This is a genomic window from Bifidobacterium sp. ESL0728, from assembly GCF_029392015.1.
In the GTDB taxonomy this organism is placed as follows: domain Bacteria; phylum Actinomycetota; class Actinomycetes; order Actinomycetales; family Bifidobacteriaceae; genus Bifidobacterium.
Map to the genome: position 1 here is coordinate 2,172,059 of NZ_CP113925.1, position 14,671 is coordinate 2,186,729.

The following is a 14,671-nucleotide window of genomic DNA, read 5'->3' on the forward strand; positions in this document are numbered from 1 at the left end:
CCGCCAAAATGATGCTTTTCCCACTGATTCATCCCGAAACCAGTGCGAAAAGCACCATTTTGGCCCTGTTTTAGTGCTTTTCCCACGGATTCAGTCCAAAGTTGAGGCCAAAAGCACCATTTAGGGCACGATTTAGTGCTTTTCTCACGGATTCAGGCCGCACCGCAAGCACGAACCGACGGGGTAGTCACTCACCTGGTGCGCGAGCGTGAATCAGCGCATCTGATACTCGTTCAACGCCCGAGTAGCTATTCGCCCATCGCGCGGGCGCTGGCGGCGCAACGCACGGCGAACGCAGAGAAAACCTGCTCGGCGAGCGGCTGCAGCTCGACGTCGTAGCGTTTGAAGTCCTCGCGAATCTTGGAAATCTGGCTCTTCTTCATGCCCTTGACCATGGAAGGCTCGCTGAGCCATTCGTCCAGCAGAGTCGGGGTGACCTCAAGATGAAATTGCAGTCCGAGCGCGCTTTTATAGCAGAACGCCTGGTTTTCGGTATATTTCGATGATGCGAGAAGCTGGCCACCCTCGGGAACGGAAACGACGTCGTTGTGCCAGTTGAGCACGTTCATTTGCGGCGTCCACATCGGAAACCAATCGTTCTTGGCGACGCGCTTGATGGGCGCGAACCCGATTTCGGAACATTTGCCGCTTTGCAGCTTGGCCCCGAGTGCCGTGGCGATGATTTGATGCCCGAGGCAGATGCCGAGTACCGGCTTGCCGGCCTTTACCGCCTTGCGCACCAGCTTGGCTTCGGTTTTGAGCCCCGGATATTCCTTGTAATCCTGCGCCCCCATCGGCCCGCCCATCACCACAAGCCCTGCGATCTCCTCGCTTTTCGGTACGTCAGGGTTAGACTCACTGGCAATGCTCAACGTTTGGCTGGCCATGCCGAGATCATCAAGATTGTCGAGAATCCGTCCCGGTTTTTCGCAGGAAACATGTTGTAAAATAAGCACTTTCGGCATCGTCATGATTCCATTGTGACATTTCGCCACCCCAATTTTATAGCGATTGACTTCAAGCGAACGGCACTTAGACATTTTTGTCGGCGAACGCCAATATTCTTGGATGTATGGAAAACGCCACGAAACCGCAGAATTCCAACCTTTCTGAATCGAACCAGCCGAAGGCTCTCGCCGATGCTGCCACAAAGCTGAAACTTTATAACACGGCCACACACGAAGTGTCTGCGTTCACACCGATTGTGCCCGGCAAGGTGGGCATCTACGTCTGCGGGGCCACGGTGCAGAGTTCACCGCATATCGGCCATATCCGCGCGGCCGTCGCTTTCGATATCGTCCGTCGCTGGCTTCAAAAACTCGGTTACGACGTCACCTTCATCCGCAACGTCACGGATATCGATGACAAGATTCTCGACAAAGCCGCAGCAGCGGGCCAGCAATGGTGGGCACGAGCGTATTACTACGAGCGCGAATTCACACGCGCCTACGACACGCTCGGCGTGCTTCCCCCGACCTATGAACCCCGCGCGACCGGCCATATCGGCGATATGGTCGATCTGATCCAGCGTTTGGTCGACCGCGGTCACGCCTACGTCATTACCGACGCCGACGGCAAGCCGACCGGCAATGTGTTCTTTGACGTGGCAAGTTGGCCATATTACGGCGAGTTGACTCACCAAAAGCAAAGTGCAGAGGTCGATTCCGCTGCGGCGGTTGCCGACGAAATGGGCCCCAGCATCGACCAGTCCGGCGACGACAAATACAATCCGGCCGACCCTGCCGACTATTCCCCCGACAAGCACGACCCGCGAGATTTCGCGCTTTGGAAGGCTTCCAAGGAAAGCGATCCCGAAACCGCCCGCTGGAAGACGCCGTTCGGCACCGGCCGCCCAGGCTGGCATATCGAATGCTCGGCCATGAGCCACCGTTACCTCGACGGCATGTTCGACATCCACGGCGGCGGCCTCGACCTGCGCTTCCCCCACCACGAAAACGAAATGGCACAGACCCGTGCAGCCGGCTACGAATCCGCCAACGTGTGGATGCACTCCGCCTGGGTGACGGCAAAGGGCGAGAAAATGTCGAAGTCGCTGGGCAATGGGCTTTCCGTGCCAAGCGTGCTCGCGCATAACTCACCTTGGGTGGTGCGTTATGCGTTGGGCGGCGTGCAATACCGCTCGATGCTGGAGTGGAGCGACCAGACGCTTGCCGAAGCGAAATCCGCCTACGAGCGCATCAGTAATTTCATCGTCCGGGCAGGCCAGACGTTAGGCGCCGAAGGCCAGCCAAGCCGCGAGGACGTCGAAGCTGTTACAGCCGATCAATTACCATTCGATTTTATAGAGGCGATGAACGATGACATCAATGTTTCCGGTGCCACCGCCGCGATTTTCACAGCCATCCGTCATGGCAACTCGTTGATTTCCGAGCTTGAGGCAGGGCAGGCCAACGCCAATACCGGTTCTTTGAGCGATGCCGACATGGCAGAGCTGACAGACGAGTACCACAGGATCCTCGACGAGACCAGTGCCAGATATTCCGACATGCCCAAAGAGGCCATCCAAAACGACGCGAAGGCCAGGTTCGCTTTTGCACACGCCAACGTTCCCGCTGCAATCATCGACTCGCTTACCTCTCGGGTAGCCCTGCACGAAACCCTGCTTTCAGTGCGGGCCATGCTCGATACCTTGGGCTTGGATCCGCTGGCCGAACCTTGGAATGCAGGGAGTTCCGAAAGCGGCACCGGAGCCGAAAACGCCATCGGCAACGGCAACACCGAAGCCGAGCACAAATTGCTGGACGAGATGATGCAGTACCAGCTCGCCGCCCGCAACGCCGCACGAAAAGCGAAAAACTTCGAAAAGGCCGACAAAATCCGCAATGCGCTTGCCTCCATGGGAGTCACCATCGAGGACAAGCCCACCGGCTCCACATGGAGCCTGAAGTAGCATTCGCTGGAAGTTACGGAACATATAAAGCGGCATTCAACGGAAGTTACGGATATATAGCACACGGTAATTGCCAGCCAATAAATCGTGCACCGCGTTTTTCATAACCATATTTATCGAAAAATAATACATATCATCAAAATCGATTTGCATTTCATAAAAATTTGTCGTACAGTGACATATAGTTATCAAATTACGATAATTTCTGTTTATTTACATTTAAATGCGGAAATCACCAGATGACGAGACGAGAAGAGACAAGGGAGATTATGCAGCGCACGATAAAAACGATAATCGCAACAGCAATAGCGGCAGGGACGTTGTTCGCGCCGACCATCACGCAAGCGGCGGAACCCTCCGAATCAACCGGCGCTGCCCCACAAAACGCGACCGTTTCCACTTCCGTACCCACTACACCCGCATCTACCAAACAAGCCCAACAGAGCGATACTGCGCCAACGTCTGCCACGAATGCACTGGCACCTTCGCCAACCGCACTGACCCGTTCAGCCACGTTGGCACCGACACCCACATTATCCGCGCCAACGTCAATGCCGCAACACTCCCTCCGACTCCCGTCCGCACAATTACAAGGATTGGAACCAAGTACCCAAGGCAGCGAATGCGACGGCACCACCGGCCCCATGACCCACGGCCATTGGACGCTCGGGCCAAGCACCGAATACGGCGGCGAGTGCACGCTGACCTTCACAGCAACCGACCCCGACCACGAGAACGATTTCGAAGGTCTGGAAACCCAGCCAGGCACCGCAACACCATTCACCCACATAAAAACGACCCATAATTTCGCTTATGCCAAGCACATCGTCTTCGACGGCGTCAACAAAACACAATTACCTGAGAACTCCCGATTCCTGTTTGGAGACTGGGACCCGACTCTGTTTCATAACTACCTCAAAACCTTCAAGGGCAACGGCCTCGTAGACACCAGCCACGTAAAAAACATGGAAGGCATTTTCCAGGGAGACCGCGGAATGACCTCTTTGGATCTGAGCGGCTGGGACACCGGCAATGTCACCAGCATGCGATCGATGTTTGACGGCATTCCTCTGCCCAGCTTGGATGTCGCCAACTTCGACACCCACAACGTCACCGATATGAACCACATGTTCTATGGCGCTTGTGACATCCATACTTTGGACCTGAGCAAATGGGACACCACCAAGCTTGACCTTACGATCAAACCTAATGGCACCAGCAATACCGATGACATGTTCTGCAGGATCAACAGGCTGACCGTCGGACCCAAGACCAGGTTCTCAAGCCGGAGCTTCAGAGGCAACCGAGTGCCATCGGAAGTCCCTACAAGGCCGTCGACGCCAGGCTTGAGTTACACAGACAAATGGATCAAGGTCTCGCACCTGTCGAACGGCACAATGGGCACGACGGAACCCTTAACCAACGCCCAGGCTCAAAGCCAGGACGACTTTGTCAATACCTTGGCCACAGATCCCAACCGGGCAGGAACCTACGTCTGGCAGACCACACCGCTGCGCACGATCAACCTGCAGTCCAATCTGGCAAGTTTGCCTTCCGGCTACAGTGCAACGGCAACGGCCGACGGCTACACGGCCGACTCCAGCGGGAACCTAAGCACCACCTTGACCGACATGACCGTAGACGATGTGCCCATGCCGGAATTTGACGCCGACGGGCAGGTCACCGCTGCCGGAACTCCGGCCACAGTGGACACGCTCAATCCCAACGTGGCCCTGCCTGCCAGCAACCCGTACACCTTGACCGCACCAAGCAGCACGAGCGACACCTACACTCTGGAAGGTTGGAGCACCACCCCAACAGGTACCGTCGACCACAATCTCGGCGCGAACACGAATGTCGCCGTCGACGGCTTGACCCTCTACGCCGTCTGGCAAGTTCACCACGCACCGGCTCCGAGCCCGTCACCTTCGCCGAGCCCATCTCCTTCGCCAGCCCCAGGACCTTCGCCAAGCCCGGCACCAAGCCCGGCACCTCCGAGCTCAACCCCTTCGCCAAGCCCTGCACCCGGGCCCACACCGTCAGAGCCATCGGGAACTCCTTCCTCGACCCCCTCTGACCCAAGCGCCCCGTCAAGCCCCTCAGGCACAGGTAACACATCGACTCCAGCCTCCGGCGCAGGAACGGGCGCAGGCACAGGAACGAGTACAAGTGGCAGCAGCACGAGCGGCATAACCGTTCATCCAGCCTCGCAAGGCCCGGCCCCGGCTGCAGCCGGTTTCGTCGCAGCCCCCGCAACGTTGGCCCTTGCCCCTGCCGCCACGGCCGGCCCGGCAGCACGTCTGCTGGCCGCGCCGCGTGCCGATGCTGCGACCGCGCCCATCGCACCGGCCACCGGCGACCAGAACGCCAACGGAGCCGCGCCCGACACTTCCAACCAGACGCCAAAAGAAAAAGTCTGCAAAACCGCCTATTACGGCGAAGGCTCCGTCGCCCCTGCAGCGGTGATCTGCAAAAACGACGACAAGAAAGTCACCGTGAGCGTGGTGCCAGACCAGATCAGCAACAGGGTGCTCGCACCTGCATGGCTTTTCATGCTCGTCCTCGCCGCCGTGTCGTTCTTCGCCATGTTCCTCTACCAGCGCCGCAACGCGTTCTTCGCCGCACAGCACCGGGCCGCAGCCAGTAACTGACCATAGGATAAACACCATTGGAATCGATAGGAGGCTCCGTCTTCGGATCGAAGCCTCCTATCCGCAAATCACTCTATTTTGACCGCTATCCCAACAGCTCGATGAGGCTAACAGGGAAAATGACAACAAATAGTAATTATTAGCTATTTGTGCTTGCGCTTCGAAATAATTGCTTTACGATAAGAGTATAAAACGATTGATGATTTGAGAAACCGTTCAATCACAATATGTGTGCCGGCATCCATAGAACGATATTCATCAGCAGAGATAAATGGAGATTAAGGATGATACTTTATGCGTAAGAATCTTAAAGTGGTATGCGCGAGCGTGATTGCCGCCGCGACATTGCTTGCACCTGTTCTGGCGCAAGCTGCGGAACCTGAAACACTAGACGCCAAGCCGGCTGAACAATCGCAACAGGGCACGACCACGGCCACGGCAGCTGCGACAACTACACCCACCCCGGCAGCGTCCGCGCCACAACCAGCAGCCACAACACCTTCGCACACGACCATCGCACCAGCAAGCGCTTCCAAGGGCAAAACCACTCTGCCAAAACAAACGCCTATCCTCTCGCCGAAACAGACTCTAAAGCCAAGTGCACAAAGCGAAGAGCTCCCAATATCGCCTCTCACACGTGACGGAAACTGCAGCGACACCGGCCCCATGACTCACGGTCGCTGGACTTTGGCTCCCAGCGCCGAATACGGCGGCCAATGCACCCTAACCTTCACCGCGACCGACGCAACCCAGGAAAACGACTTTACCGGACTTGAATCCGACTTTTCTCACACGTATGGCCCATACGCCCATATGGGCACTATCCATAATTTCTCGAATGCCCAACATATCGTCTTTGACGGCGTAAACAAAACCAAGCTTCCGGAGAACGCGTCCTTCATGTTTGGCGATTGGAACTATGGATTCGAAAGTTTCGACAGCAACAATCACCTCGACACCAGCCATACCAAAAACATGCAAGGCATGTTCCAGGCATCCTACACCATGAGAGATTTGGATTTGAGCGGATGGGACACCGGCCGTCTTGAAAACATGACCTCGATGTTTGACGGCTGCGGTGTTAGCAGCCTGGACTTAAGCGGCTGGAATACAAGCTCTTTGAATACAATGAGATGGGCATTTTGGGGCATGCTACATCTCAAAGCGTTGAATCTCAGCGGCTGGGACACCGGCAATGTCGAAGACATGTATCAGATGTTCGGTTGGGACGATTTCAGCATGCTCACCATCGGCCCTAAAACAAAGCTGACGGACCTCGATGAAACCAGCTTCGATAGCGACCCGAATTATCCCGGCACTTGGCTGAAAGTAACTAAGCTCTCAGACGGAACGTCAGGCACGACACAAGCGGATACCGATTCTGCACCCGAGGAAATCTACGACTTCTCGCTAACTTTGTCCAACGACCCAGAACGCGCGGGAACGTACGTCTGGACGAACAACCGGCAACAAACACTCAGCCTCTATGCCAACCTGCCTTCGGGTTATACCGCCACAGCGGACGCAGACGGTTACACCGCCGATGAACTCGGGAACCTCCACGCCACAGCCTCTGGCACACGCGTCAGCAACGTGCCCATGCCGGAATACGATGCCGACGGACGCCTCGTCAACCACGGCACCCCGCAGACCGTCGATACCATGCAGGCTGATATCAAGCTGCCGACCAGCGATCCGTACACCTGGACCGCTCCGAGCGGAACGACCGAAACCCGCACATTACTAGGATGGAGCACCGATCCGTCGGGTTCCGTGGATCACAACTTTGGAGACACTGCGAATATCGCCAATGACAATGTAGGGTTTTACGCGGTTTGGCAAGTCGTTTCGTCGACGCCTTCGGCACCTTCGACTCCTTCGACCCCATCAACGCCATCGACGCCACCTTCAACAACACCAACGGCACCAACGGGGCCGACGTCAGGATCCTCTACACCGTCAACGCCACCCGCAGGACCTTCACAGCCATCCACAACTCCTAGCACTTCGACGCCAACCGGGCCAAGTAGTCCGTCAAGTCCAAGCGGGACTTCCGGCTCGTCCTCAACCCCTTCGAGTCCGTCAAGCCCATCAGGCAATCACGGTTCATCCTCGAATCCTGGCAGCTCATCCGGGACTTCCGGATCATCCGGGACTTCCGGCGGCCCCGGTACGTCAGGTTCGTCCACCTCAGCTTCCAGCTCAGGCACAGGAACGGGCACAAGCACGGGCAGCAGCACGAGCGGGATAACCGTTCGGCCAGTCTCGCAAGGCCCGGCCCCGGCTGCAGCCGGTTTCGTCACGGCACCTACCGCGATTACTTTGGCTCCAGCTGCCACCGCCGGGCCGGTAGCACGTCTGCTGGCTGCACCACGTGCCGGCGCTAGTGCTGCCACACCTGCAATCCCTGCCGCACCGGCCACCGGCGACCAGAACACCAACGGAGCTGCGCCCGACACTTCCAACCAGACGCCAAAAGAAAAAGTCTGCAAAACCGCTTACTACGGCGAAGGCTCCGTCGCCCCCGCAGCAGTCATTTGCAAGAACGACGACGGGAAAGCCACGGTGAGCGCGGCACCAAACCAGCCTAGCAGCAAGACACTGGCACCTGCATGGCTTTTCATGCTCGTCCTCGCCGCAGTGTCGTTCTTCGCCACGTTCCTCTACCAGCGCCGCAACGCGTTCTTCGCCGCACAGCACCGTGCCAAAGCAACCGACTGAACATAGACCAACGAATAAGTACTAAAGAAGCTCCGCCCCTCGGGTCGGGGCTTCTTTTGCAATAGATTGCTGATTTGAATCGTGACCCGAAAAGTGAAAGTGACGGATATCACAGTCGATATTCACTAATGGCAAGAATCACCGTCACCCTATCTTGCGTTTTGTAATATAACGTACTACGTTTTTAACTAGATATTAGAAATAATGCGATTATTTATCTAAATAAATTGTATCTATTATCATGCGTTATTTCTATATAAGACAGATTAAGGACGATGCGTTATGCGTAAGAATCTTAAAGTGGTATGCGGGACCGCGATTGCGGCTGCGATGCTGCTTGCGCCCGTTCTGGCACAGGCTGCAGACCCCCAGACACAGAGCTCACAAGCAACTGGGCAATCACAGCAGACCGCAGCACCGACGCCTGCGGACGCTACACCATCCCAGCAAACTACGACACCGACGCCAGCGGCCCCTGCACCATCACAGCAGACCACCAAACCAGGCGCACAAGACGAAGAGCCCTCCACGCCGCTTCCTGCCCAGGTCTGCAACGACAGAGGCAATATGAGCCACGGCTACTGGACCTTGGCGCCCAGCGCCGAATACGGCGGCGAATGCACCCTGACCTTCATGGCCACCGACCCGAACCAGGAAAACGACTTCAAAGGCATGGAGACCTACGCCGATATCGATAACGATTGGCATTCCTACTACTCCCGCCTCGCAACGTTGGATTCGGAAATTTACGGTCCGGCTCAAATCGATCACGGCGCACGGGCGGCGAAATTCTCACAGGCCAAACATATCGTCTTCAACGGCACCACCCCGGACGCCAAAACCATGCTGCCGGAGGACGCACGCTGGATGTTCGCCGAATGGGGTGACCATTACGAAATCAACTGGGATACGTGGGAATCGGTTACCACGAACGTCAATCTCAAAACGTTCAAAAGCAACGGCCATCTTGATACCAGCCACACCAAGAACATGAAGGCGATGTTCCAATATGACTGGAACATGACGGATCTGGACACGACCGGCTGGGACACCAGCCACGTCGAGGACATCAGCTCGATGTTCGACGAGGACCGCGCCTTCACCAGCCTGGACCTCAGCAACTGGGACGTCAGCTCGGTGAAAAACATGTACCAGACGTTCTGGAACATGACCGGACTCAAGACGCTGAACCTCAGCGGCTGGGACACCACCAATGTCACCAATATGGACGGTATGCTCTCATGGAACGGCCTTGAAACACTGACCGTAGGACCCAAAACCAAGTTGTCGGCCTTCAAAGACTTCGAGATGGACCATCACATCGATCCCAACGCCCCCGGAGACTCGGGATGGTGGTCGCAGGATCGTGCGTATAAGGGCAACTGGGTGAAGGTGACCGGCCTGTCGAACGGCACATCCGGCACTACCGAAGCACTCAACGATTCCAAGCCCCAGACCGCCGAAGAGGTCAACGAGACCCTGACGAATGATCCAAACCGCGCAGGCACCTACACTCGCATGGACTCACAGAGCCAAACGCCCTACCTCAACCAGAAGGCCAACCTCAACCTGAAGGCCAACCTCCCCGCAGGCTACACGGCACAGGCATCAGCCGACGGGTATACCGCCGATGCCGCCGGCAACCTGACAGCCAGCGCACAAGTCGACGGCGTGAACGCCATGAACGTGGCATTCCCGACCTTTGACGCCGCGCAACAGATTACGGGCAACGGCCAGAAACACGATATCACGCAGACGAGCACGGCAATGAACCTGCCCGCCAGCAGCCCATTCACGCTCACGAAATCGTCAGGAACCACCGACACCTACACCTTCCAAGGTTGGAGCACCACTCCGAACGCCACCGTCGCCGACTACCGTGCCGGTGACCCGGTCAACCTCACCGGTGCGGACACCACGCTCTACGCGGTCTGGAAGAAGGACGTCAAGGAGTCCAAGAAGCCTGCGCATCACGCAACATCCGCATCGGCCACTCCAGGCACGAGCACACCGTCGCATCCAAGCAGCTCAAGCCCAACGGCATCTTCCGCCTTAAAACCCAGCCATGCACATGAAACGAACAAACCGACAGCCAGTGCTTCAGACACACATCACGTCAATGACAACAAGGACAACAACAAGGGCAATGTGACCGTTCAGCCGGCCACTTCGGCCCCGTCACTCGCCGCGCCTGTGGCCACGGCCGAGTCCCCTGCTCTTGCACCCGCAGCGCTCAATCTGCCTTCGGCACAAACACTTGCCGCTCCAGCGACAGCTATGGTTGCGTTAGCTCGCAAGGCAGAAACCGCTCCGGCTTCAGCCAAGTCTGCAACACCTACGGCACCTGAATCCGCTGATCAGTCCATCGGTCAAACACCGAACAACATCGCACCGCAAGGAAAGCTGAGGTCTTGCAAGGTCGCCTATTACGTAGGAGGCTCCGTGGCCCCTGCAGCAGTCATGTGCAGTGCCGAGGGCGCCGCGATGACCCCGATTGCGTCACAAGCGAGTAGCACTGCTCCGGTATGGCTCTTCATGCTCGCCTTCGCCGCCCTGTCCATGATGGGAATGTTCATCTATCAGCACCGCCGCAAGCCCTTCATTGCACAGCACGGTTCAACGGCAACTCGCCGATTGCGGTGGAACCGCTGAACCATAGGAGTCTGCACTCCTGACAAACGGGAAGCCCCGACCAGTTACGCACTGTCGGGGCTTCCCGTTTTTCTCCCTACGAACCGCTAGAATTGAGACATTATGGCAGCATTCTCTTCTTTGACAGACAGGCTCTCCAACGCGTTCAAGCACCTGAAGAGCAAAGGCAAACTTTCCGAGGCGGACATCGACGGGACGATCCGCGAGATTCGCCGCGCCCTGTTGGACGCCGATGTGGCGCTCGACGTGGTGCGCTCCTTTACTTCCCGCGTACGCGAGCGTGCGCTGGGCGAAGAGGTCTCACAGGCGCTGAACCCTGCACAGCAGGTGGTGAAGATCGTCAACGACGAGTTGACACAGATTCTCGGCGCCGGTGTAGACCGTCCGCTGAACTTCGCCAAGAACCCGCCGACCATCATCATGTTGGCCGGTCTTCAGGGCGCAGGCAAGACGACGCTTGCAGGCAAGCTCGGCTATTGGCTGAAAGACGCCGGCCACACCCCTCTTCTGGTCGCGGCCGATTTGCAGCGTCCGAACGCCGTCACCCAGCTGCAGGTGGTCGGCGAGCGCGCGGACGTGCCGGTCTACGCTCCCGAAAAGGGCGTGCAATCCGACGGCGGCGAGGCTGTGGCAGCTCCCGGCCAAACCACCGGCGACCCGGTAAAGGTCGCACGCGACTCGATTCAGTACGCCAAAGACAAACTGTATGACACGGTCATCATCGATACCGCAGGCCGTTTGGGCGTTGACGAGGAGCTGATGAAGCAGGCCCGCGATATCCGTGATGCCGTTCACCCGAACGAAATCCTCTTCGTCATCGACGCGATGATCGGCCAGGACGCGGTGCAGACCGCTGAAGCCTTCAACAAGGGCGTAGACTTCACCGGTGTGGTGCTTTCCAAACTCGACGGCGACGCCCGAGGCGGTGCGGCGCTTTCCGTCGCATCGGTGACCGGCAAGCCGATTCTCTTCGTCTCCAACGGCGAGGGATTGAAGGACTTTGAGGTCTTCCACCCCGACCGCATGGCCTCCCGCATCCTCGATATGGGCGACATTCTCACCCTGATCGAGCAGGCGCAAAAGGAGTTCGACGAGCAGGAGGCGCTGGAGTCCGCCAAGAAAATGGCGAAAGGCACCTATGGCCTCGACGACTTCATGGAGCAGCTTGAGCAGGTGCGCAAACTCGGCTCAATGAAAAGCCTTTTGGGCATGATTCCCGGCATGGCCTCGCACCGCAAGGAGCTCGAAGCCCTCGATGAGCACGAGATCGACCGCACCGAAGCCATCATCCATTCGATGACCCCGGAAGAGCGCCGCGACCCGTCCATCATCGACGGCTCCCGTCGCGCCCGCATCGCCTACGGTTCCGGCAACACGGTTTCCTCCGTCAACGGCCTGCTGCAACGCTTTGAGCAGGCGGCCAAGATGATGAAGCGCATGACCAACAAGGTCGGCGGCGGCATCCCCGGCATGGGTGGCCCGGCCATGGGTGGCGGCTACGGCGGCAAAAAGGGTAAGAAAGGCAAAAAGAAGGGCAAGTCCAAGTCCGGCAACCCGATGAAGCGCGAGGCAGAAGAAAAAGCGCTGCGCCAAAAGCTTGCCGGCAAGAAGAATTCCGGCGGTTCGGCCTTCGCCAAGAAGCCGCAGAACCCCGCCCTTCCGGCCGGTTTGCAGGAAGCCATGGATGCTGCCGGCACCGACGAGAACGGCACCCCGAACCTTCCTCCGAACTTCGGCGGTGGCCTTTCCGGCTTGCTCGGCTGACCTGTATCCAGCAAATACCCAAACAGACTGGTTCGCGACTATGCCGAAATGACCGGAAACCAGGCGGGGTATCCAATAGGCGCGAACGGTAATGATCCTGTTGGATTAGAGGCAGGAAGTCGCTGCGCCCGCCATTTACTCGCAGTTCCAATAGAGTTAGAGGCAGGAAACCCAGTTCGTGCCCCTAGAGCTCCACGTACGATACCAGCTGCCAGGGGCTAGAGACGCAGCAATGAACGAATCCGTTCGAAACCAGAAAGGGCCGAAGTTATGAGTATTGCGTTGAGCATACTGCTGGGCCTCATCGCCCTGTGGTGGGCATTGCGCTTCCTGCCCGCGGGCGCCGATGGACATGGCCTCATGCCTTATCTCATTGCATTCGTGCGGTTCCTGTGGATACCCTCAATACTTATCCTGGCGGTGGCGCTGGTTTCCCGGCATTGGGTTGTCACCATTTTCGCTGCGATCTTGACGATACTTACCGGCATATTTGCCTCACCTTGGTACAGGAAAAAACACAGTAACCAAACAAGACGAGAGAATCCCAGCAAGCCACCGCAGAATCGGGAAATCCAGCATACCGATAATCGTTATGCTGTAATGACCCTCAACTGCCGTTACGGTCAAGCCGACCCACAGGCCATCATCGAGGCTGTGAGTCATAACGACGTATCCATATTGGCTCTGCAAGAACTTACCCCGAATCTGGTCGCCGCGCTCGGCAAAGCGGGAATGAACGCGCTGCTCCCCTACTGCCAGCTCGGCAAAGCGCAGGAAAGCGACAACGGCGGCTTCAACGGCATCTTCTCGCGTGCCCAGCCGGATACACAGGCAGGCAGCACCGTCGACATCGCCGCCGCCGACGTGCCGCACTGCACAATCAACGGGGTGTCGGTTTACAGCGCGCACCCCAAATCGCCTATGCGCGGCTGCAGGGAATGGTCCCGCGGCATCATCAACCTGGCGATGCTAGGCCCACACTCCTCCGGTGATTCAACTTCAGACACCACGTCGACCGTCAAATCGAAAACAGCCGAATCCGATGACGCGAGCGTGGTCTACGATGCCGGCATTCCACAAGACGGTACCGACGCCGAATCACAAGACGATACCGCGTCACAAACCGGCAACTCCATCAACAGCATCATCACCCAAAACGGTTCGGCAGCCAACGATATCCCGTCCGAAGCCATCATCATGGGCGACCTCAACTCCAACCTCGACCACCCCAGCTTCCGCAAGCTGCTCGATGCGGGATTTGAAGACGCCGGGCTCGCCGCCTCGCACGGTCGCGCCGCAAGTTTCCCGCAATGGCTGGTTTGGCCGCGTCTGGAACTTGACCATATTCTTACCACTTCCGGCATTCGTGCCTCGAACGTGCACACCCTCGCCATTCCCGGAAGCGACCATTTCGCGCTGCTCGCCCAGCTCGCCCGTGCATAAGTTGCATTACTTTGCTCTAAGATAAACACAAACCCCACAACGGGGAACGGTCTGGCTGCCTTCCGCTTTCAAAGTCATTCCAAAACCTAAGCGGCAACAGGCTTTTGGCGACCAAAATCCTTAATCGTGAAGAGAGTTACAAATAGATAAAATTAGTCATAAAATAACTGTCTATTGACTTTTCAAAAGAGTGTCCATATGCTGTCTTTTTGGTTGCAATGCAGACGACTTGAACCGATACTAGAGGTACGAATTCAATGTCGAATGCAAAGAAGGACATATTATGAACGACACACAAAATGCAGGCATTCAATTCACTATCCCCATCAGCAAAGAGCAACTCACGCTCATGAAGCGGGCTGCGGCCCTTGAGGAGAGACCCGTGAAGGACTGGGCGACAGACAAGTTGTTTGAGGCCGCCAGCGAAGGCGTGGAGCAGGAAGTGACACTTCAGGAGGTCAACGAGGAGTTCGACAAGATCCTTGCGACTTTCGAGGCCCCCGCAAACGTCTGACACCGGCAATCCTCC

At 57.2% G+C, this 14,671-nt stretch carries 8 protein-coding genes; 7 read left to right on the top strand and 1 reads right to left on the bottom strand.

Features of this window, described 5'->3' with window-relative positions; all coding sequences use genetic code 11:
• Positions 1-248: 248 nt before the first annotated feature.
• Entirely contained in the window at positions 249-971 is a 723-nt protein-coding gene (locus OZX67_RS08205) for a type 1 glutamine amidotransferase (RefSeq protein WP_277142461.1), read from the bottom strand.
• A gap of 101 nt (positions 972-1,072) precedes the next feature.
• On the opposite strand from OZX67_RS08205, the gene cysS reads away from it, so the two are divergent.
• The 7 genes from cysS to OZX67_RS08240 all read left to right on the top strand — a co-directional run bounded on the left by cysS (position 1,073) and on the right by OZX67_RS08240 (position 14,656).
• Positions 1,073-2,911: a cysteine--tRNA ligase gene (cysS, locus tag OZX67_RS08210; RefSeq protein WP_277142463.1), complete on the top strand. Its 1,839-nt coding sequence runs from the start codon at positions 1,073-1,075 to the stop codon at positions 2,909-2,911.
• Positions 2,912-3,150: 239 nt separating this feature from the next.
• Positions 3,151-5,562, top strand: coding sequence for a BspA family leucine-rich repeat surface protein (locus OZX67_RS08215; protein WP_277142465.1), 2,412 nt, complete (start codon positions 3,151-3,153; stop codon positions 5,560-5,562).
• A 294-nt stretch (positions 5,563-5,856) separates the two neighbouring features.
• On the top strand, positions 5,857-8,283 hold the full coding sequence (locus tag OZX67_RS08220; RefSeq protein ID WP_277142467.1) for a BspA family leucine-rich repeat surface protein: 2,427 nt from the start codon (positions 5,857-5,859) through the stop codon (positions 8,281-8,283).
• 282 nt (positions 8,284-8,565) lie between these two features.
• Positions 8,566-10,935, top strand: coding sequence for a BspA family leucine-rich repeat surface protein (locus OZX67_RS08225; protein WP_277142470.1), 2,370 nt, complete (start codon positions 8,566-8,568; stop codon positions 10,933-10,935).
• Between the two features lie 102 nt (positions 10,936-11,037).
• The gene (gene ffh / locus OZX67_RS08230; protein WP_277142472.1) at positions 11,038-12,699 is read left to right on the top strand and encodes a signal recognition particle protein; all 1,662 of its coding nucleotides are present in this window, start codon (positions 11,038-11,040) and stop codon (positions 12,697-12,699) included.
• A gap of 270 nt (positions 12,700-12,969) precedes the next feature.
• Positions 12,970-14,142, top strand: coding sequence for an endonuclease/exonuclease/phosphatase family protein (locus tag OZX67_RS08235; RefSeq protein ID WP_277142475.1), 1,173 nt, complete (start codon positions 12,970-12,972; stop codon positions 14,140-14,142).
• A 283-nt stretch (positions 14,143-14,425) separates the two neighbouring features.
• Positions 14,426-14,656 (top strand): DUF1778 domain-containing protein, encoded by a 231-nt coding sequence (locus tag OZX67_RS08240; RefSeq protein WP_277142477.1) that lies wholly within the window; start codon positions 14,426-14,428, stop codon positions 14,654-14,656.
• Positions 14,657-14,671 lie beyond the last annotated feature (15 nt).